At 30.3% G+C, this 23,582-nt stretch carries 22 protein-coding genes; 3 read left to right on the plus strand and 19 right to left on the minus strand.

Features of this window, described 5'->3' with window-relative positions; translation table 11 throughout:
- Positions 1-268: 268 nt before the first annotated feature.
- The 15 genes from ABWP20_RS05175 to spoVG form a co-directional block, all read right to left on the minus strand.
- Positions 269-688, minus strand: a complete 420-nt coding sequence (locus ABWP20_RS05175; protein ID WP_353094409.1) for a S1 RNA-binding domain-containing protein — start codon at positions 686-688, stop codon at positions 269-271.
- 68 nt (positions 689-756) lie between these two features.
- Positions 757-1,083: an FtsB family cell division protein gene (locus tag ABWP20_RS05180; protein WP_353094411.1), complete on the minus strand. Its 327-nt coding sequence runs from the start codon at positions 1,081-1,083 to the stop codon at positions 757-759.
- A 48-nt stretch (positions 1,084-1,131) separates the two neighbouring features.
- The gene (gene yabQ / locus ABWP20_RS05185; protein ID WP_353094413.1) at positions 1,132-1,599 is read right to left on the minus strand and encodes a spore cortex biosynthesis protein YabQ; all 468 of its coding nucleotides are present in this window, start codon (positions 1,597-1,599) and stop codon (positions 1,132-1,134) included.
- Positions 1,600-1,619: 20 nt separating this feature from the next.
- Positions 1,620-1,898, minus strand: coding sequence for a sporulation protein YabP (gene yabP, locus ABWP20_RS05190; protein WP_353094414.1), 279 nt, complete (start codon positions 1,896-1,898; stop codon positions 1,620-1,622).
- Positions 1,899-1,965: 67 nt separating this feature from the next.
- Positions 1,966-2,208 (minus strand): RNA-binding S4 domain-containing protein, encoded by a 243-nt coding sequence (locus tag ABWP20_RS05195; RefSeq protein WP_353094416.1) that lies wholly within the window; start codon positions 2,206-2,208, stop codon positions 1,966-1,968.
- A gap of 74 nt (positions 2,209-2,282) precedes the next feature.
- Positions 2,283-2,561, minus strand: a complete 279-nt coding sequence (gene hbs, locus ABWP20_RS05200) for a non-specific DNA-binding protein Hbs (protein WP_353094418.1) — start codon at positions 2,559-2,561, stop codon at positions 2,283-2,285.
- A 97-nt stretch (positions 2,562-2,658) separates the two neighbouring features.
- Positions 2,659-4,119, minus strand: coding sequence for a bifunctional methyltransferase/pyrophosphohydrolase YabN (gene yabN / locus ABWP20_RS05205; protein ID WP_353094420.1), 1,461 nt, complete (start codon positions 4,117-4,119; stop codon positions 2,659-2,661).
- A gap of 27 nt (positions 4,120-4,146) precedes the next feature.
- Entirely contained in the window at positions 4,147-5,793 is a 1,647-nt protein-coding gene (locus ABWP20_RS05210) for a putative polysaccharide biosynthesis protein (protein ID WP_353094422.1), read from the minus strand.
- Positions 5,794-5,888: 95 nt separating this feature from the next.
- Positions 5,889-6,440: a stage V sporulation protein T gene (gene spoVT / locus ABWP20_RS05215; protein ID WP_353094424.1), complete on the minus strand. Its 552-nt coding sequence runs from the start codon at positions 6,438-6,440 to the stop codon at positions 5,889-5,891.
- Between the two features lie 171 nt (positions 6,441-6,611).
- Positions 6,612-7,559 carry a peptidylprolyl isomerase gene (locus ABWP20_RS05220; protein WP_353094426.1) on the minus strand — a complete coding sequence of 316 codons (948 nt, stop codon included), beginning with the start codon at positions 7,557-7,559 and terminating at the stop codon, positions 6,612-6,614.
- 54 nt (positions 7,560-7,613) lie between these two features.
- The gene (gene mfd, locus ABWP20_RS05225; protein ID WP_353094428.1) at positions 7,614-11,120 is read right to left on the minus strand and encodes a transcription-repair coupling factor; all 3,507 of its coding nucleotides are present in this window, start codon (positions 11,118-11,120) and stop codon (positions 7,614-7,616) included.
- Positions 11,121-11,155: 35 nt separating this feature from the next.
- A complete protein-coding gene (pth, locus tag ABWP20_RS05230; protein WP_353094430.1) occupies positions 11,156-11,737 on the minus strand; it encodes an aminoacyl-tRNA hydrolase in 582 nt (193 codons plus the stop codon).
- Between the two features lie 18 nt (positions 11,738-11,755).
- Positions 11,756-12,703 carry a ribose-phosphate diphosphokinase gene (locus ABWP20_RS05235; protein ID WP_353094432.1) on the minus strand — a complete coding sequence of 316 codons (948 nt, stop codon included), beginning with the start codon at positions 12,701-12,703 and terminating at the stop codon, positions 11,756-11,758.
- A 21-nt stretch (positions 12,704-12,724) separates the two neighbouring features.
- Positions 12,725-14,110, minus strand: a complete 1,386-nt coding sequence (gene glmU, locus ABWP20_RS05240; protein ID WP_353094434.1) for a bifunctional UDP-N-acetylglucosamine diphosphorylase/glucosamine-1-phosphate N-acetyltransferase GlmU — start codon at positions 14,108-14,110, stop codon at positions 12,725-12,727.
- A 133-nt stretch (positions 14,111-14,243) separates the two neighbouring features.
- Positions 14,244-14,507, minus strand: coding sequence for a septation regulator SpoVG (spoVG, locus tag ABWP20_RS05245; protein WP_353094436.1), 264 nt, complete (start codon positions 14,505-14,507; stop codon positions 14,244-14,246).
- Between the two features lie 287 nt (positions 14,508-14,794).
- On the opposite strand from spoVG, the gene murC reads away from it, so the two are divergent.
- Complete coding sequence (murC, locus tag ABWP20_RS05250; RefSeq protein WP_353094438.1) at positions 14,795-16,198, plus strand: UDP-N-acetylmuramate--L-alanine ligase; 1,404 nt, start codon at positions 14,795-14,797, stop codon at positions 16,196-16,198.
- Positions 16,199-16,322: 124 nt separating this feature from the next.
- On the opposite strand, the gene ABWP20_RS05255 is transcribed toward murC, so the two are convergent.
- The gene (locus ABWP20_RS05255) at positions 16,323-17,321 is read right to left on the minus strand and encodes an LCP family protein (RefSeq protein ID WP_353094440.1); all 999 of its coding nucleotides are present in this window, start codon (positions 17,319-17,321) and stop codon (positions 16,323-16,325) included.
- A 381-nt stretch (positions 17,322-17,702) separates the two neighbouring features.
- Between ABWP20_RS05255 and yfcC the strand changes: the two genes are divergently transcribed.
- Together yfcC and iadA are read left to right on the plus strand one after the other, a co-directional pair.
- On the plus strand, positions 17,703-19,388 hold the full coding sequence (gene yfcC, locus ABWP20_RS05260) for a putative basic amino acid antiporter YfcC (protein ID WP_353094442.1): 1,686 nt from the start codon (positions 17,703-17,705) through the stop codon (positions 19,386-19,388).
- A 35-nt stretch (positions 19,389-19,423) separates the two neighbouring features.
- Entirely contained in the window at positions 19,424-20,602 is a 1,179-nt protein-coding gene (gene iadA / locus ABWP20_RS05265) for a beta-aspartyl-peptidase (RefSeq protein WP_353094444.1), read from the plus strand.
- 35 nt (positions 20,603-20,637) lie between these two features.
- Here iadA and ABWP20_RS05270 read toward each other — a convergent pair whose 3' ends face one another.
- The 3 genes from ABWP20_RS05270 to ABWP20_RS05280 all read right to left on the minus strand — a co-directional run bounded on the left by ABWP20_RS05270 (position 20,638) and on the right by ABWP20_RS05280 (position 23,528).
- Positions 20,638-21,486, minus strand: coding sequence for a 3-hydroxybutyryl-CoA dehydrogenase (locus ABWP20_RS05270; protein WP_353094446.1), 849 nt, complete (start codon positions 21,484-21,486; stop codon positions 20,638-20,640).
- Positions 21,487-21,513: 27 nt separating this feature from the next.
- Positions 21,514-22,293 carry a short-chain-enoyl-CoA hydratase gene (locus ABWP20_RS05275; protein ID WP_503012513.1) on the minus strand — a complete coding sequence of 260 codons (780 nt, stop codon included), beginning with the start codon at positions 22,291-22,293 and terminating at the stop codon, positions 21,514-21,516.
- 110 nt (positions 22,294-22,403) lie between these two features.
- The gene (locus tag ABWP20_RS05280; protein WP_353094448.1) at positions 22,404-23,528 is read right to left on the minus strand and encodes a SpoIIE family protein phosphatase; all 1,125 of its coding nucleotides are present in this window, start codon (positions 23,526-23,528) and stop codon (positions 22,404-22,406) included.
- Positions 23,529-23,582 lie beyond the last annotated feature (54 nt).

Raw genomic sequence — 23,582 nt, forward strand, 5'->3', positions numbered from 1 at the left:
CCTATTATTTGTATTTAACTAAATACTAACAAAGGAGTTCTTTATAATTTGTCAATTCAAGGCACTAGATTTCAAGAAAGTTTAGACATAAATCATTAGTTTGTACTATAACCTTAAGTTTTCCTAAATAAATCTTAATATTCTTTACCTTAAGATGTAACCCTTGTATTTTCAAGCTTTGCATCCTTAAGTGTCATATTTTTTATTAAATGTATAATTTTGTAGTTTTATAGCAATAAACAAAAATAAAAACCGGTAATAACCGGTTTTATAACTCTATTCCACTCATTTTCCTTTGTTTCATACCACTACTTCTTCTATTATCTCTCGTCTTTAGCTGATCTTGTTTCTCATTGCTATCCTTTAAAAATTTATTCATCTTATCTTCAAAGGACATATACTTTTGTTTATCATCTGGTTTATTCCATTCAATTTCAACAGGTTTTGTAGTCTTAGGTTTTGCCTGTCTAATTGAAAGACTAATCTTTCCCTCGTTTGAAATTGATAAGATCTTAACTCTAACCTTCTGTTCCTTCTTTAAATGATCAGTTACCTTTTCTACATAATCGTGTGATATCTCTGAAATATGAACAAGTCCACTTTTCCCTTCTGGTAGTTGAATAAAAGCTCCAAAGTTTGTTATCCCCGTAACAGTGCCATCAACTACGTCTCCTACAGATACCGGCATAAATTAATGATTCCTCCTTAAAAATAGTTTTCTTAGTCCAGTATATATTAGAAATCTTTTAATGTCAATTAGTTATGCTTTTTTATAGTAGCCAAAAATGGATTTTTCCTTTTATTTTTATCTATATATATCATTTCCCTTGGCTTTACCATTCCTAATTCATCTCTTGCTACTTTCTCTACAAACTGTAAACTATCACTATCTCCTATTTCCTTATTTAAACTTTCTATTTCTCTTTCCAGATTGTTAACTTCTGCCTCAATAGCTTGTCTTTTAGTTTCCAATCTTTTCATTAAAGTTCTCTGATTCCAAAAAATAAGTCCTAAATATACGAATAGAAAGCCGATTACTATATATCTTAGCTTTAGTTTTTTCTTCTTTCTCTTTTTCTCCATAGTATCACCACCTAATATATAATATTCTACGAAATTTAAAAAACTCCTTTATTTTTTTGAAGAAATTATTTTTTTACATTTCTTTGTCTGTTTTACAATCTCTCTTGGAACCTTCTTCATCTTTTTTAAGGTTGGCGATGATTTAGTTTTTAAAAACTTAAAAGGATATAAAATTAAGTATATGATTTTTTTTACAAATTCATTTACTATTCGTCCAACTTTTATACAAATCTGATAGACAAATTTGCTAAATATCTTGGCATATATAAAAACACCTATAATAAATCCGAATATAATATATCCCCGTATTTCTCCCCAGTTAATTTTTATAAGAATATAAAAGAATACAGAAGCAATAATTGTCCAAAATAAGAGGTCCTCTATATAAGTAATAATTTTACTAGGTCTAGAAAAATATCTTATTGTTTTATATATATCATAAATAAATCCAGCTATCAACCCTCCATAAACAGCAGTAAAAAAAATATGCAATTCCAACATTAACGAAGTATCCATACTATTCCCCTCAAATAAATTTATTTAAATATTTTGCCCATCAGATTCTTTGATGAACCTTCTTTGCTCATATAGTTTACTCCATTAATCTTTCCTTCTATTTTTACACTGCCATCATCTAAATTTAATTTAGCTATATTTAGATTTTCCCCCTTTATTGTCATCCCGCCTTTTACTGTAGTTAAAACGATTGTGTTATCATTGAAACTCTCTACTTGCTCTACACCAGTTACTGTCATTTTTTCCCTATCTTCTACCATTATATTTTGATTTCTAATTTTGATTTTATTTTCAGTCATCCCTATCCCCTCCAATTTTTCAACTATTAATATCTATGAGAAAAAAAAGACTTTTATTACAAAGTCTTTAATCCATCTTCTCATATAATTCTATTGCATTATCCTTTTTAACATTGTCTGATATATCCAATACTTGAATTTTCAAAGATTCATTGCCAAAATTTATTTTAACCATATCTCCTATATTAACTTCATCCCCTGGTTTAGCTTGTCTCTCATTTATAAACACTCTACCTTGCTCACATGCTTCTTTAGCTATGGTTCTTCTCTTTATTATTCTAGCATTCTTTAAATATTTATCAATTCTCATGATCTTCCTCCTATTTTAAAATAACACATAATCACTTTGCATTATAAAAAAATCAGGTCAAAGACCTGATTTTATTATTTATTTACTATTTCTTTTAAAGCCTTTCCTGCTTTAAATACTGGAGCTTTTGAAGCTGCTATTTTTATAACTTCTTCTGGATTTCTAGGATTTCTACCTTCTCTAGCTTTTCTTTCTCTTACTTCAAAAGTTCCAAATCCAACAAGTTGTACTTTTTCTCCTTGTGCTAATGTTTCCTCAACTGTCTTCATAAATGCATTTAATGCACCTTCTGCGTCTTTTTTAGTTAAATTACTTTTCTCTGCTATACTTGATACTAATTCAGCTTTGTTCATAATAAATTCCTCCTCATAGTTATGGTTTTTATTTTTTCAATAAATAATTCTATATAAATTTGAAAAATCCTTCTTTTATTATATAATTGTTAGCAATTTAATGGATTTTATGTATTTTTGCTTCATTCCATAGTTCATCCATCTCTTCCAATGTCATTTCTTCAAATTTTTTGCCAATACCTTCCAGCCTCTTCTCCATAAACTCGAATCGATTAATAAATTTATTTATGGTTCTGTTTAAGGCTATCTCAGGATTTATGTCTAAAAATCTAGAAAGATTAACTATAGCAAAAATCAAATCTCCTAACTCTTCCTCTGTCCTTTCATCACCACCTCCAAATTTTTCCATGACCTCTAATACTTCTTCATACTCTTCTTTTATTTTGCTTAAAGGTCCTTCTATGTCCTCCCAATCAAATCCAACTTCTGCTGCCTTTTCTTGAATTTTAAAGCTAGTCATAAGAGCTGGTAGCTTGGGTATATCCCTTAGTTTATCTGTGAACTTAGTGATATTTCGCTTGGCATATTTTAGCATATTCCAATTATATACTACTTCTTCTGAGTTTTCCACACTTTTTTTCAAAAAAACATGCGGATGTCTATAAATTAATTTATTGCCAAGTGCTGAAGTTATATCATATATGGTAAATTCTCCTTCATCAAAACCAATTTGTGAATGAAATATAACCTGAAGTAACAAATCTCCTAGTTCTTCTATAAGTCCATCAACATGGTTTTTATCAATTGCATCAACTACTTCATATGCTTCTTCAATTACTGATTGGCGTATAGATTCATGGGTTTGTTCCATATCCCAAGGGCAGCCATTTTCAGATCTTAATATTCTCATTATATCCAATAAATCATTGAAATCAAATACTTTCTTATGATTTTTATCTATTTTTGGGACATATATACTAGTTAAAGGCCCAACTTCCTGAACTCTGTCTAATTCATAAACAGGAATAGAATATTTTTTCTCGTATCCTTTCACACCAGCATTATGAACTAAGTATATTTCATGCTCATCTCCATAAATCTCCGATAATACAATCTTAACTTCTGATAATATTCTAAAATTATATACTTGCGTAATTATCATGTCTATGTTAATATTTACCATCAAATTATTAAATTCTTCACCATCTACTAGCTTAAGCCCATTTATTGGATCTCGCCCAATTAGTTCAATCATTGGTTCAATAAAGCTCATACCAGATATTATTTCTATATCTATATCCTGTGAAGTTAGAATTTCCACAGTTTTCTCAGCAATTAAAGGATGCCCAGGTACAAAGTAATTTATACTTGAATTTCCATTTGATTCTTCAATTAAATCATCGACAATTTTTTCATATACTCTATCAAAGCTATCTTCGCTATCATATAAAAAGTCATAGGACTTATAAGGAATATTTTTGTCTATAAAATAATTAACAGTAGGATGCTTTTCCGTTCTCAAAAAATTCTTATCCCCAGAATTTATCCTTTCTACTGCCCCTAAAGTAAGAGAATTAATGTCTCCTGGCCCTAACCCTATTATATATATTTTCCCCATAGTTCTTCTCCTTTGCATGTAAATTAACTATTTAATTAATTTAAACTTCTCTAGCCTTTTTCCTATCTTATCACCTTTAGGTAATAGACTCCAATCCTCAGCTGTAATAGATCCAGTCACAACTAAAAGTATAACATAAGTTATAGCACCAACTAAAACTGCACCTAATGTTGAAAATCTTCCTAGTATAACTTTAGCCCTACTTGCAGTATTAACCTTAGCTATTATATTTATTAAAGAAAAATAAGAAGCAAGTGCTGCAATTGCCATACCTAGAGATGCAATAAATGGTTTTATAAATATATCCTTAGCACTTAACCTTATTTTAGCATATTTTATTACACTTGTTAAATCCAAGATAGCTGCAATTCCAAAGGCTGCTACAGTAGATATAGCGGCACCATAGATATTTATACTAGGTATAGTTGTTAAAGTATATGAAAGTATAATCTTAACTACTGCACCAATAAACAAATTCCTAGCTGGCAATCCTGGTCTGCCTAAGCCTTGCAATATAGCAGATAGAGTTTGAACTATAGTTAAAAATATTACACTGAAAGATAAAATTGATAAAGAATTACTAACATTAACTATTGTATCCACATCATTATTATAATATAGCAGCTCAATTATAGGTCTCGCCAATACAAATAATCCAAATGCACAAGGTAATCCTATTAACAAAGTAATTCTAATACCTGAAGAAATAATAGACTCTATTTCCCTTTTCTTGTTTCTAGCACTTGCATCAGATATTGCAGGAACTAAACTCATGGAAATAGCTATAGAAAATACTTGAGGTAAATTGATTAAGGTTTGTGCCATTCCCTTTAGGTTACCATACAAATCATTTGCCTGTTGTTCACTATATCCTATAAGTTGAAGTCGATTTAATACAATCATAACATCTATTGTATCCATTATAGGAACTATAGCTGCACCTAATGTAATTGGAATAGCAATTATAAGAAGATCACGTATAATATGATTTACTTCATATTCATCCCTAATTGCATTCTTCTCTAACTCTCCCATAATTTCATTTCTTCTATGCAAATAAATAAAAATCACTGTGAAGGCTCCTGCCATAGCCCCTATAGAACCACCGAATGAAGCTCCTCCAGCAGCTATTGGAACTCCTTTATCCAATAGAAGATAAGTTAATAATAGTCCTGAACCTACTCTAAAAAACTGCTCCATTATTTGAGACAAGGCAGTAGGTGTCATTAATTGATGTCCTTGAAAAAAACCTCTAAAGGCTGACATAATAGGTACAAAGAATAATGCTGGTACTAAAGCAATCAAGGCATAATAAGCATTACTATTTCCCAATTTCTCAACTATAATATCTGCTGTCAAATATACAAATAAAGAAGTAAGCAAACCTCCTATGAAAAGCCCTGTAAGTGTTACCTTAAATACTTTATGTGCTCCCTTAAAGTCTCCTATTGCTCTTCTTTCTGATACTAACTTAGCTATGGCTATTGGAAAGCCTGCTGTTGATATAGTAAGTAATAAAGTATATAGCGGATATGCAGTCTGATAGTATCCCATACCCTCAGATTTTATTATATTAGATAAAGGTAATCTATATATAGCTCCTAGAATCTTTACAATTATTCCAGCTATGCCTAGAATAGCTGCTCCCATCATAAAATTGTTCTTCTTATTCATTATTCTTCCCCCTAAAACATAATCTTTTATATTATATCATTGAATTTAAAAAAATAATACAAATAAAAGATAAACCTACCCTTAGGGTAGGTTTATTAGTTCTCCATTTGTTTAGATAAGAAACCTGCTGCTGTTTCGCTTAATTTTACTTCTAAATCGCCCATAGATACATTTGGTTCCTTTGATATTAATATTACAGAACCTATAGGATCTCCTTGCATAATTATAGGTGCAATTACTTGAGCCGTATAATCTTCTATATTAGGATCTTCATAGGTTATCTTCATAGGTTTATTATCATCACCTGTTGAATAAGTATGCCTGTCTTCTGTTAACTTTTCTAATTCAGGGCTAATTCTTTTTTCTAGATAGTCTCTCTTAGGCCCGCCAGATATAGCTATTATAAAGTCCCTATCCGATATCATAGCAGTATGATTTGTACTTTCGTGAAGAGAATCACAATACTCTTGTGCAAATTCATTTAGTTCACCAATAGGAGAATACTTCTTAAGTATTATTTGACCTTCTCTATCAGTAAATATCTCCAAAGGGTCACCTTCCCTAATCCTAAGAGTTCTTCTTATTTCTTTAGGAATTACTACCCTACCTAATTCATCTATTCTTCTAACAATCCCTGTAGCTTTCATTCTTAACCTCCTATAACAATAATTGTGTAGTGAGATTATTATTTAACTAAAAGGAAATTTTTATACATCTTTCAAAGATTAGGTTAATGTATTTACATTAATTAACTTAAAGTAGTTAACCTAAAGTAAAATACGGCAGCTGGAACCGCATGTTTCCAACCACCGCATTTCTTATTTTATCTTAGTTGATTTAGTATCTAAAAGGATTTTTACCTTAGCTTTATTCCTTAACTCTTTCATTTCTTCTAAATATTTATCATCTTTTAATACTTTTACTATATCATCTTTCAAGGCTTCATAAGTATCCTTTTTATCTTCAACCTTAATTATATGATAACCAACTTCAGTATGAACTAAGTCACTAATTTCTCCAGGACTTAAAGCGAAAGCTGCTTCTTCAAATTCAGCAATCATATCTCCTTTAGCAAAATATGGTAGGCTTCCACCTTGCATAGAAGAAGTTTTATCTATAGATACCTCACTGGCAACTTTAGCAAAATCTTCTCCAGCTTCAAGTCTCTTTAACACCTTCTTGCCTTCCTCTTCGGTCTTTACTAATATATGAGATGCTTTAACTACAATTAGCTCTTCTTTATTTTCTTCAAAATATTTTTTTACTTCTTTTTCATTTATTTGAATGTCGTCTAGAAAAGCATCCCTATACTTATTAAATAGTAACTCTTTTCTTAAATTCTCTTCGAAAAATTCTTTAGATATATGGTTATTTTTTAGAAATTCATCAAATTTTTCTTCTCCGCCCATTGCCTTAACATATTCTTCCATCTGCTTTTGAATTTCATCTGAAGTAATTTCGATATTCATCTTTTTTGATTCTTTTTCTACGATTCTTTCCATAATCAATTTTTCAATTATTTTTTGTTTAAGTGTTTCTTCTAATGTCTTACCATCTTCTCCTACTTGTGACATAGCATCTTCTCCAAGTTGTTGTTCAGAAATCCTTTTAAACACTTGAAAATCGCTGTCAAATTCTTCTTGTGTAATCTTATCTCCATCTACCTTTGCAACAATACCTTCTTCTTTACCTGTACATCCACTTATAGTTAAAATAAGTGCTAATAATAGCCCTATTATTGCAAATCTTCTACTTATTCTGTTCAATAATAACATCCTTTCTAAATCTATTTATGAAACCCATATTTATTATATATTATTTTATCTATGATTAAAACCATTAATTTTTTCTACTAAAAGTTTTAATTCTTCCAATACATTATCCTTTACTCTAAATCTAAAGGATGGTTCCATAGATAAATCAAATGATAAATATCTTCCATATTCTGTAGATAAAAAATGCAATAGCTCTGCAGACAAATTGTCTGTAGACATGAATTCTAGTGTGATTTTCTTATCTATTTGGGTAATATTTTTTATATTATTTTTACTACATAAATATCTAATATAAGAAATATCCATGAGGTTTTCTACCTCCTTAGGTAGATCTCCAAATCTATCAATTAGTTCATCCAATAATTCCCCATACTCACTTTTATTGGAAATAGAGGCAATCTTTTTATATACCTCTATTTTCTGTTCCTCATCTACAATATATTTTTGTTTAATATATCCATCAACTTTAATATCAATTGTAGTATCTATATGTTCTTCAATTTTTTCTCCCTTTAATTTTCTAATAGCCTCATTTAAGAATTTTACATACAAATCATATCCTATGGCCTCAATGTGACCATGCTGTTCTAAACCAAGAAGATTTCCTGCTCCCCTTATCTCCAAATCCCTCATGGCAATCTTAAACCCAGAGCCAAATTCTGTAAATTCCTTTATTGCTCTAAGTCTTTTTTCTGCTACTTCTGATAAAACTTTATTTTTCTCATAGGTAAAATATCCATAAGCAATTCTATTGGACCTTCCTACCCTTCCCCTAAGCTGATACAACTGTGATAATCCCATTTTATCAGCATCATATATTATTATGGTATTTACATTTGGAATATCTAGACCTGTTTCAATAATAGTAGTACACACAAGAACGTCTACTTCTTTTTCCAAGAAACTTACCATAACTCTTTCTAACTCTCTTTCACCCATTTGACCGTGACCTATGGCAAACTTAGCCTCTGGCACCAGTTTTTTAAGGATAGAAGCCATTTTATCAATATTTTCAACTCTATTATATACAAAATAAACCTGTCCTCCACGACCAACTTCTTTTAAAATAGCATCTCTAATCATTTGTTCATTAAATTCCACAACATAAGTTTGTACAGGATATCTCTCTTCTGGCGGGTCCTCTATTACAGACATGTCCCTAATGCCTGATAAGGACATATGAAGGGTCCTAGGTATAGGTGTAGCTGTAAGAGTAAGTACATCTACAGTCTCTTTAAATCTCTTTAAAGCTTCTTTATGTTTTACACCAAATCTCTGTTCCTCATCTATAATCAGTAAGCCTAAATCATTAAAAGAAACATCCTTAGACAATAATCTATGGGTACCCACCACAATATCTACTAGACCTCTTCTAATATTATCAATTGCAAGTTTTTGTTCTGATTTACTTCTAAATCTACTAAGAGTAGCTATTTTTATTGGAAATCCTGCAAACCTCTCTACAATCGTATTATAATGCTGCTGAGCAAGAATAGTCGTAGGTACTAAGAAAGCAACCTGTTTTCCATCCATAACAGCTTTAAAAGCTGCTCTTAGGGCTACTTCTGTCTTGCCATAACCAACATCACCGCATAGAAGTCTATCCATGGGCTTTACTCTTTCCATATCCTTTTTAATTTCTATAATACTTCTAAGCTGACCATCAGTTTCTTCATAGGGAAACAAGTCTTCAAATTGACGTTGCCATTCACCGTCTTTAGAAAAAATAAACCCTTTATAGCTTTCTCTCTTTGCATATAGTTCTAGTAAATCATGAGCCATATCCTCTACAGCTTTTTTAGCCTTTTCCTTTGTTCTTGCCCATTCTGCACTAGACAATTTATTTACTTTTGGCTTTATACTATCAGAACCAATATATTTTTGAATTAAATGCATTTGGTCTATAGGTACATATAATTTATCTTCACCTTTATACTTTATAGTCAAGTAATCCTTCTTTATACCTTGGATATTTAATTGCTCTACTCCTTCATATCGACCAATCCCATGATTTTCATGTACTACATAATCACCCACATTTAGATCGGAAAAACTAACGGATTTACTAGGATCCTTCTTCCTCAATTTTCCAGTCTTTTTTTTGCCAGCACCAAATATCTCCTTATCACTAATTACAATAAATTTTAAAGCAGGATATTCAAAACCTCCATGGATACTACCTGGTGTAATAAATACCTGTGAGGATTTAATTTCAGCATCTTTATCAGACATATAATTGGATTCTATGTCCATATCCAGCAATAGTTTCTGAAGTCTTTTTCCCCTTTCCTCTGTTCCAGAAAGAATGATAATTTTATATCCTCTATATTTAAAATGATTAATATCCTCTTTTAAAATCTCCATTTTATTGTGATATGATTGCATTCCTTTTACTGAGAAATTGTGGATAGCCTTTGGATTAAAACCATTATCTCCGCTTAAAAGTGCACTATTTGTAATACATGTCTTCTCCTTTATTTCTTCTAATAGCTCATCATATCTATAAAGAATATCTGAATGTAAAGGTAGAACCTCTCCAACTTCATAAAGGTCAGTAAATTTCAGATTAAAATCATATTCTATATTTTTTACTCTCTCTTCTATTCTTTTAGGTTCATCTATATAAATTATGGCATCTTCTTTTAAAAATCTAATTATAGATGATAAATATTCTCTTGGCATATATGGCACAATCATATCCATATTTGATATAAACAATTTTTCAGTCAAATACTCTTTGTATTTATTAAACTTATTTTCTAAATTTTCCTTTTCTATTTCACTAATCTTTGATTTAGATAAGGCTTTATCTAAATCTTTATTCAAATTATTGATTATAACTTCTCTATATTCATCTAATATTAAATTTTCCTTTACTGGAAATATAAAAGTATTATTAAGGACTTCAATAGATCTTTGGTTGGTAATATCAAAAGTCCTTATAGAATCAATTTCATCATCAAATAATTCAATTCTAATAGGATTTTCACTATATGCAGGGAAAAAATCTATTATCCCTCCCCTTAGACTAAATTGACCTATACCTTCAACCATATTAACTCTCTCATATCCGCTATCCAATAAAACTTTTATTAAATTATCTAAATCTATTTCTTCTCCTATTTTCACCTCTTGTGAATATAGTTTAAAAACTTCTTTAGACATTAATTTATGAAATATAGCATCTATAGAGGTAACTAACAATAAATCTTCACCCTCTATAAGTCTGGAAACAATCCCCAGTCTTTCATTAGTATTTTCATAACTAGAGGCATCCACCTCATAAAATACTAATTCTCGTTTTGGAAGTAAAAATACATTATTATTGCCTAGATTCTTTAAATCCTCATAAATTCTTCGCCCTCTTATTTCATTATGACTTATTACTAATATTTGTCTTTTAGTGTGTTCCTTCAATGCATAAAGAATATGTCCTATGCTTTCATCAATAATACCATAAGTAGCAATAGGACTGTTTTTATTTTCTATGTCTGTTTTCAATTTATCATAAGTATTTAAATTATCCAACGGGTCTACTAAAAAATTGAGCATATTCTCACTCCTTTGGAAAAGACCATAGCCCAGGTTTAATCCTGGGCTCTATTTCCTTTAGTATTGAATTCATTCATAGCTTCATCTAAACCATACTTTATAATTGCTTCTACGGATTCAGCTCCAGTCAAGAGAGAGCCTTCAATAATTTCTCTTTCTTCCTTTGAAAATCTACTTAGAACAAAATTTGCTAAATCCTGATTTTCATGTTTTTTCCCGATACCTATTTTAACCCTAGGAAAATTATCTTGTTGGAGTAAATATATTATAGACTTTAATCCATTATGGGAACCTGCACTTCCCTTTCGCTTTATCCTTACTGCAGCAAAATCAATATCAATATCATCAACTATAATTATAATGTTTTCTATAGGTACTTTATAAAAATTATATATATCCCTAACAGTAATTCCACTGTTATTCATATAAGTCTGTGGTTTTACTAATAAAACTTTTTCATTTCCTATAATTCCTTCACCATAAACAGATTTAAATTTAATCTTATTTATTTTAATATTATTCCTATTTGCTAATAAATCTATTGTGTCAAATCCTATATTATGTCTTGTATTAGTATATTCCTTACCGGGATTTCCTAAACCCACTACAACAAACAAAAAATCATCCCCTGTTTTCTATTCAAATAATTTACTTACAGATTCATTGTCATGGATTCTTTTTATAGCCTCAGCAAATAGTGGTGCAACAGACACTATCTCTATTTTATCAATTTTCTTTTCTTCTGGAAGAGGTATAGTATCTGTAATAATAAATTTTTCCAATTCTGAATCCTTTATTCTTTCTATGGCTGGACCTGATAATACTCCATGAGTAGCACAACCATAAACTTTCTTTGAACCAAAGTTTTTTAGAACACTGGCAGCTTTAGATATTGTTCCTGCTGTGTCAATGATATCATCAATTAATATAACATTCTTGCCATTAATATCTCCTATAACATTCATAACTTCTGCAACATTTGCCTTAGGTCTTCTCTTTTCTATTATAGCTATTGGAAGATCTAAAAGATTAGCAAAAGCTCTTGCTCTAGTTACACCGCCTAAATCTGGAGAAACTACAACTGTTTCTTCATCTATAATATCTTTAAAATATTCTGCTAATATGGAAACACCTGATAAATGGTCTACAGGAATATCAAAATATCCTTGAATTTGTGCAGCATGTAAATCCATACTTATTACTCTATCTGCACCAGCTGTTGTAAATAAATTTGCTACTAATTTTGCTGTTATTGGCTCTCTTGCTTTAGTTTTTCTATCCTGTCTGGCATATCCATAATATGGAATTACAGCATTAACTCTACCTGCTGAGGCCCTTTTCACTGCATCTATAAGTATTAGAGTTTCCATAAGATTATCATTTACAGGGCTACAGGTTGGTTGTACTATAAAAACATCTACCCCTCTAACTGTTTCACTAATATTTACATTTATTTCTCCATCACTAAAATGACTAACATCACATGTTCCAAGTGGTATACCCAGTTCTTTACATATATTTTCTGCCAGTTCAGTATTTGCATTACCTGAAAAAACTTTAATTCCACCTATGCTCAAATTCATTTTTATTTATTCCTCCTAAGTTTATTTATTATTTTTATATCCTTTTTTTTCTACCCAGTCTTCTATATTTCTTTGCTGTGCCCTAGCTATAGATAAGGCACTTTCCGGTACCTCTTTAGTTATAGTAGATCCTGCTGCCACATATCCCCATGGATTTACATTAACTGGAGCAACTAAATTAGAATTGCTTCCGACAAATGCATTATCTCCTACTGTAGTTCTAAATTTCTCCTTGCCATTATAATTTACAAATACAACACCACATCCTATATTTACATGATGACCAACATCAGCATCTCCTATATATGCTAAATGACTAGCTTTTGTATTATCCTTGAGAGTGGAGTTTTTAACCTCAACAAAATTGCCTATTTTAACATTTTTACCTAAATTGCTATTAGGTCTCAAATGAGCATAAGGACCTATATGAGTATCTTCTCCAACAATACTATTCTCAATAGTTGAAGATTCAATACTAACCTTATTATAAATCATACTATTTATAATTCTAGAATTACTTCTTATAATACAATCTTCTCCTATTTCAGTATTTCCTTCTAAAATAACATCTGGGTAAATAATCGTATCTCTACCTATTTTAACTCCATCTTCAATATAAGTATTATCAGGATTTATTAGAGTTACACCGTTTACCATATGGTAATCATTTATTCTTTTTCTCATCACTTCTTCGGTAAATGCCAATTGGATCCTTGAGTTTACACCATGTATCTCAACAGAATCTTCAATAACATAAGCTCCAACTTTATATCCTTCTTTCTTCAATATACCAATAACATCTGTGGCATAATATTCTTTTTGAGCATTGTTGTTATCAATTTTACTCAAAGCATACTTTAAAAGTTTCCCATCAAAGCAATATATACCAGAATTGATTTCTTTTACCTTTTTTTCTTCGTCTGTGGAGTCTTTGTCTTCTACAATTTTAAGTATATGCCCTGCATCTTTTCTAATAATCCTGCCATATCCTGTAGGATTATCTAAAATAGCAGTAAGTACTGTTGCCTGAAACTCATTTTTCTTGTGATAATTAATTAACTTATTTATAGTCGATTCTGTAATAAGTGGTGTATCCCCATAAAGAATGATTACAGTACTATCATCTTCTATATGCTCTACTGCTTGCATTACAGCAAAACCAGTACCATATGGAACATCGTCACCAATAGGTTGATCCTTGAATATTATATTCTCTTCTTTAAAATATTCCTTTATCCTATCTCCACCATGTCCTACAATAACTATGTTCTTTTCTGTATTTGCACCTTTACTAGCATTTATTACATATTCCAATATTGGTTTTCCGCAAACCTTATGTAATACTTTAGAAATCTTTGATTTCATTCTTGTTCCTTCTCCTGCTGCTAATATAACAGAAATATTCATTTTTTTACACCTCAATTTAATTTATCTATCAAATAATATTTTAACCCATTTCTTATATAAGTCTACACTAAAATCCATAAAATTTCATATATTTTATATTTATATACATAAAAAAGAGCCTATAGGCTCTTTTCTATTCTGTAGCTAATACTTTTTCATATTCTCTAAAAATTGCATCTTGAATCTTTTGCCTTGTTTCAGCATTGATGGGATGGGCTATATCTCTAAATTCTCCATCTGCCATCCTTCTACTAGGCATAGCAACAAATAATCCATTTTGGCCTTCAATTATTTTGATATCATGTACTACAAATTCTTCATCAAAAGTAACTGATACTATTGCCTTCATTTTCCCCTCTTCTGAAATTTTTCTCAGTCTTACGTCTGTAATCTTCATTCCATTAAGCCCCCTTTATTTAAGTCACAAAAACTATTGAATATTCTTTATATTCTATAAAAATTCAAAAACTCCTTCTTTTTTTTGAAATTTTTTTTATTTTTTATATAATATATTAGAATAATATATTAGAAACTTTACATAATCCATAAATTTATCTTTAAATATTTTGCCATTATGATATAATCTATCAGTGACAATTTAATACTATTAGAATAAGATAATATTAATATATAATATGGTAATAATAATTGGAGAAAGTAATTTTTTATTTAGGAGGAAAGCTTATGTTCGACTTTTGCATAACTGATAATAAATATCCTAGGGTTCATTTTATTGGAATTGGCGGTATATCCATGAGTGGTTTAGCTGAAATCTTGTTATCCGAAGGATATATTGTAACTGGTTCTGATACAAAGGATAGTACAATAATTGAAAAATTAAAAAACTTAGGAGCCAAGATTTACATAAATCATAGGGAAAGTAATGTAGATGGGGCTGACTTAGTAATTTATACAGATGCTATATCAAAGGATAATGAAGAGCTTGCAAAAGCCTTTTCACTTAATGTCCCTGTAATAGATAGAGCAACATTCCTAGGTGCTTTAATGAAAAATTATAAAAATTCTATTGCAGTATCTGGCACCCATGGAAAAACTACAACTACTAGTATGTTATCTACTATATTAAATCGTTCCATATTAAATCCTACTATTCTTTTAGGTGGACAATTAGATGAAATTGATGGCAACGTGAAATTAGGCTCTAAAGATTATATACTTACAGAAGCTTGTGAATATAAAGGAAATATATTAAAATATTTTCCTACAATGGCTATTATTTTAAATATGGATGCAGATCATTTAGATTATTTTAAAAATATGGACCATATAATGGAAACCTTTATTAAATATGGTAAAAACCTTAGTGACGATAGCTACTTGGTAATTAACATAGATGATATAGGCTCTGAAAAAATAATATCTAGTACAAAGGCAAAGGTAATTACTTTTGGAACTACTGGAGAACCAGATTATAAAGCAGAAAATATCACTTTTTCTCCAGAAGGTTATCCATCATATACTCTCAATATTAAAGGAAATACATCATTTCCTATTAGTTTAAATGTTATGGGCATTCATAATGTATATAATTCTTTAGCTAGTGTTGCTGCAGCACATATCTATGGTATTCCTATTGAAGATATTCAAAAAAACATCTCACTTTATACAGGAGTCCATAGAAGATTGGAATTAAAAGGATATTATAAAGGTGTAAAAATAATTGATGATTATGCACATCATCCAACTGAAATTAAGGCTACATTAAATGCATTAAAAAATTCTACATCTGGAGACATTTACTGTGTATTTCAACCACATACTTATACTAGAACGAAGCTTTTATTAGACAATTTTGCAGAAGCTTTTACAGATGCAGACAAGGTTATAATTACTGATATATATGCGGCTAGAGAGATTGATAATGGATTAATTCATTCAAAAGATTTGGCAAATGCAATATTTAAGAAAGGGTCAGATGCTGTTTATCTTGGATCTTTTGATGAAGTAGAATCCTATTTGTTAAATAATGTTAAAGAAAATGATATTATCCTAACTATGGGCGCTGGTAATGTATATCTTGTAGGAGATTCAATAATGGAACATAGTAAAGAGAAAACAGCAGTTTAACCTTCAGAAATTTAAATTTTCAAGTTAAAACATAGATTCTCCACTGTGTTCAGAATTATAAATATGCTGTATCTGAGCATAGTGAAGATTCTTTTTTAGACATAAAAAAACCCTTATCAATAAATTAAAGATTCGGGCTTTTTACATTGTATATTTTTTCTAGTACTTTTGTAGTTTCTTTTTTATCATAAATGAAATATGACAATACCTTTTTCTGTACTTTTCTAAATTCTGCCTTTCCCGGTAAAATGAGTATCTCAAAATCTTCATTATTCATTCCTATAGCTTTTCTTCCGTAAGATAATGTATCCATCAGATTAAGATCTGTTTTAACATGGTTAAATCCCTTTGTAATGACCGCTAATATATTTTCTGATGCCTTTCCTATAAATGACTGTAAAAATTCATGTTGTGCCTTTATTCTCCCTAAATCACCATCGATATATCCACCTTTTTTATTATTTCCTTTTCTATATCTTAAAAATTCTATTGATCTTTTCCCATCTAATACTTGTTTTCCTGGCTGGATATCTATATTTAATGGAGGTTTAGCTGAAGGATCTTTATATTTCATATGAAATGGCACTTCTACTTCAACACCATTTAACCCGTCTACAATTTTTTCTACGCCTTTATAATCTAACATAATATAATGATGAATAGGTACATCACCTAATATATGAGATATTGTTTTTTTAACTCCTTCTACTCCATGCGTTCCATATACACTATTTATTTTTCTTTGTTCTGCTCCATTATATCCCTTTCTATGAATATAAGTATCTCTAGGTATGTTCATTAAACTTACTTTTTTAGTATCGGGACAAAAAGAAGCAAACATAATAGTATCAGTCCTTACATCTTCCATTCCTAATATTAAAAAATTTACCCTCTTACTTTTTTTTAACGCTTCTTCTAAAGTAGAATAAGTTTCAGGTTCCTTTGTTTCTGTTTCTAATTTTTTAATTATAGTCCTACCCAAATCCATTTTATCTATTATGGGAGCATCTATATTGCTTTCAAACTCTACATTATTCTCTTTTACATAAGAATAAGAACCAATAGATATTGCAATTATAAAACAAATAAATGATATAATAAAAACCTTGGAAAAAGTTTTCATATAACTCCACCTTCCTGAGTAAAGTCCTTCTAGTATATTGTAACCATAATTATATTTTTTAAATGTTAATGGAATATATAAAATATTATTATATAATGAAAACATTAATTAAATAGATATATAATCTGTCAAGGACAACCTTTTAATAGAAGAATGGGTTTTATGATAAAAAATAACATTAATTGCAAATGCTGACTCTATAAGATCCTATAATCTTTACTTTACTTGAATCACTTCTAGATAAATATGTTCCTTATTAGATTTATCTATTATTTTATATAGATTTTTTAATCCTATTACCTTATAATAGATACTATAAAATTTGGCATATTTTTTGCATCAACATAATTAATCAACATAATTAAGGGAGGTATTGTCATAATGTCAACTAAATCAGGACCAGGCACCAAACTGCAAAGAACATGGAACATGCCAGATACTTATGTCATTATATTTTTTGTAGTTGTGCTGGCCGCATTATTAACTTATTTGGTCCCTTTGGGACGATTTGAAATTTACTACAATGTTTATGATTCAAGTAACAAAAAAATTGCTACGATTTTAGATGGAGATACTGCTGATTTTAATGTAAACGAAAAAAATTATCTCTTAGATGCTTCAGGGGATTCCACATTAATTTTAGAAAAAAATATAGAGGAACCTCTAGGCTTCATTAGAAAAGATCGTGCTAAAGCTTTCGAATTAAAGACTGATTCTGGCGAACTAAATTTTAAAGTTCTACAAGAATATGGAAAATATGTGTCATCTGGTGAAAAAAATGGAATTAAATTATTTGCCAAAGGCGGCGATATGGGATTTCTTAATTTCGCTTTTGAAGGATTAGTTAAGGGAGATAAATGGGGTACTTCTGTTGGTATAATAGCATTTATACTAGTAGTTGGAGGAGCATTTGGTATAGTCCTTAAAACTGGAGCTGTTGAAGCAGGTATAATGAATATTATTAGCAAGACTAAAGGTACAGAAGTATTGTTAATACCTATATTATTTATTCTATTTTCTCTAGGTGGTGCTATTTTTGGTATGGGTGAAGAATCAATACCATTTACCATAATTATTGTACCTATTGTTATAGCCATGGGATATGATGCAATTGTAGGAATTATGATTACCTATTGTGCAACACAAATAGGATTTGCAACTTCATGGATGAATCCATTTAGTGTATCCATTGCCCAAAGTATATCTGGGCTTCCAGTACAATCTGGATCTGGTTATAGAATCATAATGTATATTGTGTTTAATATAATTAGTGTTATATTTATCTGTTTCTATGCTAAAAAGGTCAAGAAAAATCCTACAAAATCCGTAGCATATGAATCAGATGCTTACTTTAGGGAAGATTTCAAAAACACTAATGAATCCAAAGTTGAATTTAAACTAGGTCATGGATTAATTATGATATATTTAGTTCTATCAATGGTTTGGATTATTTGGGGAGTAAGAGTACATGAATACTATCTTCCTGAAATTGCAACTATATTCTTTGCTCTAGGACTAGCGTCTGGAATTACTGCTGTAATCTTTAAATTAAATAATATGAGTGTAAATGATATTGCTACTTCCTTTAGAGATGGGGCTAAAGATTTAGTAGGCGCAGCTATGGTTGTTGCCTTTGCTCAAGGTATAGTTTTAGTTCTAGGCGATACTAATCCTGGTTCTAATACAGTTTTAAACACCGTACTAAGTGGAATGTCTAAAGCCTTAAGCGGACTTCCAGTAGTATTATCAGCATGGTTTATGTATGTATTTCAATCAATATTTAATTTCTTTGTAGTTTCCGGTTCTGGTCAAGCTGCAATAACAATGCCCCTTATGGCACCATTAGCACAAATAATTGGTCTAAGTAAGCAAGTTGCAGTCCTTGCCTTTCAATTAGGTGATGGACTTACTAACCTTATTGTACCTACATCAGCTTGTTTAATGGCAGTATTAGGCGTTGCTAAATTAGACTGGGTTAAGTGGGCAAAATTTCAAATTAAATTCCAATGCATACTATTCTTAACAGCTAGTTTCTTTGTAATATTAGGTGTACTAATTGGATTCTAAATATATGATTTATATTAAAATTAGGCGGTGAAGCTATGATTAGAATAATAAAAAATGCTAAAGTATATGCTCCCGAATATTTAGGAGTAAAAGATGTAGTACTTGTAGGAGATAAAATACATTCTATAGGAAATGATTTAAGTATTGAGAATAACAATGCTGTTATCACCAATATAATAGATGGAAATGGAAAAATACTAACTCCTGGTTTCATTGATAATCACGTTCATATAATGGGTGGTGGCGGTGAAGGTGGATTTAAAACTAGAACACCAGAAATCAAATTAACTGATATTACTACTGGTGGAATAACCACTATTATTGGATGCTTAGGAACAGATGGTATAGCAAGAGATATGATATCTTTATTGGCTAAAGCAAGGGGTTTAGAAGAAGAAGGAATTACAACTTATATATACACTGGTTCATATCAAATTCCAGTTACTACCATTACAGGAGATGTAGCAAAGGATATAATGATAGTTGATAAAATTATTGGTGTTGGCGAAATTGCAATTTCTGATCATCGTTCCTCACAACCTACCTTAAATGAATTAAGAAAATTAACATCTAGTGCAAGAGTTGCAGGTATATTATCTGGAAAAGCTGGTATCGTAAATATTCATGTAGGTGATGGTACAAGTAAGATAGACTATCTAATTGAAATAGTAAACAACACTGAAATACCATATACTCAATTTATACCAACTCATATGAATAGAAATGAAGAATTATTCCTACAAGGAATTGAATATAGTAAATCAGGTGGCTTTATAGATTTTACAACTAGTTCTGATCCATTATTCTGGGAAGAAGGAGAAGTAAAAGTAAGTGTAGCACTGAAAAGATGCTATGATGCTGGAGTTCCTGACACCAATATAACTCTTTCTTCTGATGGTCAAGGAAGCCTTCCTAGCTTTAATGATAAAAAAGAGTTTGTTGGTATTAAAGTTGGAAAAGTAACTTCTCTGTTTAATGAAGTAAGAGATGCAGTATTGGAAGAAGGATTGCCTTTAGAGAAAGTTCTAAAGACTATTACTTCAAATCCTGCAGCACTTTTAAAATTAAAGGGCAAAGGACAAATTAAAGAAGGATATGATGCAGACATAGTATTATTAGATGAAAAAAATCTTGAGATAGATACAGTAATAGCTAAGGGACAGATAATGATTGAAAACAAAGAAATAAAAGTTTTTAATACCTTTGGAGAATAAAAATCAACCCTTCCAGAATTGGAAGGGTTTTATTTTTAATACTTAAAGAATCCTTTTTTAGTCTTTCTTCCTAGCAATCCGCCTCTAACCATCTTTCTTAGTAGAGGATGAGCTCTATATTTGGAATCACCAAATTCTTCATATAATACATCCATGATAGCTAAGCAAACATCAAGACCTATTAAATCTCCTAAAGCTAAAGGTCCCATTGGATGATTTGCTCCTAATTTCATAGCTTCATCTATATCGGAAGCTGTAGCTACTCCATCTGCAAAGATTCCTACTGCTTCATTTATCATAGGAATAAGTATTCTATTTACTACAAATCCTGGTGCCTCTTCTACTTCTACTGGAGTCTTTCCTAATCCTTTGGATAATTCAATTATTGTATTTTTAGTTTCATCAGAAGTTGCAATTCCTTTTATAACTTCAACTAATTTCATCATTGGAACTGGATTGAAGAAATGCATTCCTATAACTTTATCAGGTCTATTAGTTGAATTTGCAATTTCAGTAATAGATAATGATGAAGTATTTGTAGCAAGAATAGCATTTTCCTTACATAGGCCATCTAATTTAGAAAATATTTCTTTCTTTAATGCCATATCTTCAGATATAGCTTCAATAACTAAATCACAGTCTTTTAAGTCTTCATATGTTGTAGTTATGGAAATATTTTTTAATGTATTATCCATAAACTCTTTTGTAATTCTTTCTTTTTCTACTAGTCTATTTAATCCTTTTTCTATAGACTTAATACTTCCTCTTGGGTTAGCCTCATCAATGGATCTAACCCACATAGTTACATCATAATCCTTCTGTGCAAAAATTTGTACTATACCACAAGCCATTGTGCCTCTACCTAATATACCTATTTTTTTCATAGTGCACCTCCAAATTATTTTAATTTATTATTTTAATTTATAGTTAGGATTACGTTTTTGTAAAAACGCTTCCATCCCTTCCTTTTGGTCTTCTGTTGCAAAACAAAGTCCAAACAAATCTCTTTCAATAATCATTCCAGTTTCTAAATCAGTTTCTATTCCTCTATTTATAGCAGTTTTCGCATATCTTACAGCAAGCTGACCTTTAGAAATAATCTTATTTGCCAATTCAATAGCTGTATTCATTAATTCATCTACTGATACTACCTTATTAACTAATCCTATTCTATATGCCTCTTCTGCATTAATTATATCACAAGTAAATATAAGTTCCTTTGCTCTACCTACTCCTGCAAGTCTGGATAATCTCTGAGTTCCAGCAAATCCTGGAGTTATACCAAGACCTACTTCCGGTTGTCCGAACTTAGCTTTTTCAGATGCTATTCTAATATCACAGCACATAGAAAGTTCACATCCTCCACCTAAAGCAAAGCCATTTACAGCAGCTATAACTGGCTTTTCCATAAGCTCTATCTTTCTAAATACAGACAATCCCTTCTCAGCGAAAATTCTAGCTTCTGTTGCATTCATGTCTTTCATTTCCCCTATATCAGCCCCAGCAACAAAAGCCCTTCCTTCTCCTGTTAATATCAATACATAGATCTCTTCATCTTTGTTAACCATGTCTATAGCTTTGTCTAAATCATCCAATACTGCCGTGTTCAGTGCATTTAATGCTTCTTGCCTGTTGATAGATAAAATTCCGATGTTCCCTTCCTTCCTAAATAATAAATTATCCAAATTCAAAACATCATCCCCTTTTGTTAATATTATATCAAATGCTTTGTTGGAAATCAATTCCTATATATATAAATTATACCATATAAATAAACTGAATAAGTAAGAACTTATCCAGTTTATTTAATAACTTCCATTAATACTAAGGCAAAATCATCCTGTTGTTCACCCCAGCTATGGATTACAATATTATTATTTATTTCATTCAAAATATTTTCTTTGTGACTTTCTATAATCTTCATTACACTTTCTATACCAAATTCTTTTCCCGATTTATCCTTTGCTTCAGTAATACCATCAGTATAAAATAAAATCTTATCTCCCTTACTTAATTTAATATTTTTTTCCTCATAAAGTATCTCATCAAAAAGTAAAGTCATAGGATATCCTTTTATTTCTAATGTTGTCATTTTATTTTTGTTATACATAATAGGAATACAGTTATGCCCTGCATTGGAATATTTAAATTCATATGTCTTTTTATTAAAAACACCATAAAATATTGTAAAATACTTATCTACATCTAAATTCAATGTGCTAAATCTTCGATATAATTCTGACAATGTAGCTGATGGACTTACTATATCATCTTTAATGGATCTCATAGTCTGCCTTATAAACATGGTCATCATAGCTGCTGCCACACCATGACCTGAAACATCTGAAATATATATCCCTATATTTTCGTCATCAATATAAAAAACATCAAACATATCACCGCTAAGCATTTCAGATGGCCTATAAATATAATCAATTGCAATATTATCTAATTTCTCTTTATTGGGCAGAATCTTTTCCTGAATTCTCTTGGCAAATCCAAGGTCCTTACTCATTTTCTTATTCTTCTCAATTAATTCTAATTCTAGCTTTCTTTCCCTAGTTACATCTCTAAATACCTCTACAGCAGCAAAAACCTTTCCTTCTGAATTAGTAACAGGTGAAGACTTCACCGAGAAATATCTTCCATTAATTTTTTCTTCTTTCTGTACTATCTCCCCAGTACTTATGCTTCTCTCTGTAATACAAAAACTACATGGCTTCTTTTTACCGTGAGACTTGTAGCATTTCATACCTACTACATCTTTTCCCAAGGATTCCTTCATTGTCCTATTTGCATATATAATAGTTCCATCTCCATCAACAACACGAACCCAGTCTGCCATGCCTTCAAGTACGTGGTAGTTTAGCATACCATATTCTTCTATTTTCTTTTCTACATAATTCAAATTTTCTTTTTCTAGCATGCTTATCACCTATATATAATATTTAATACTGTTAAATATTTTATAAAACTACTT

This window comes from Tissierella praeacuta (assembly GCF_040396155.1).
GTDB classification, from domain to species: domain Bacteria; phylum Bacillota; class Clostridia; order Tissierellales; family Tissierellaceae; genus Tissierella; species Tissierella praeacuta_A.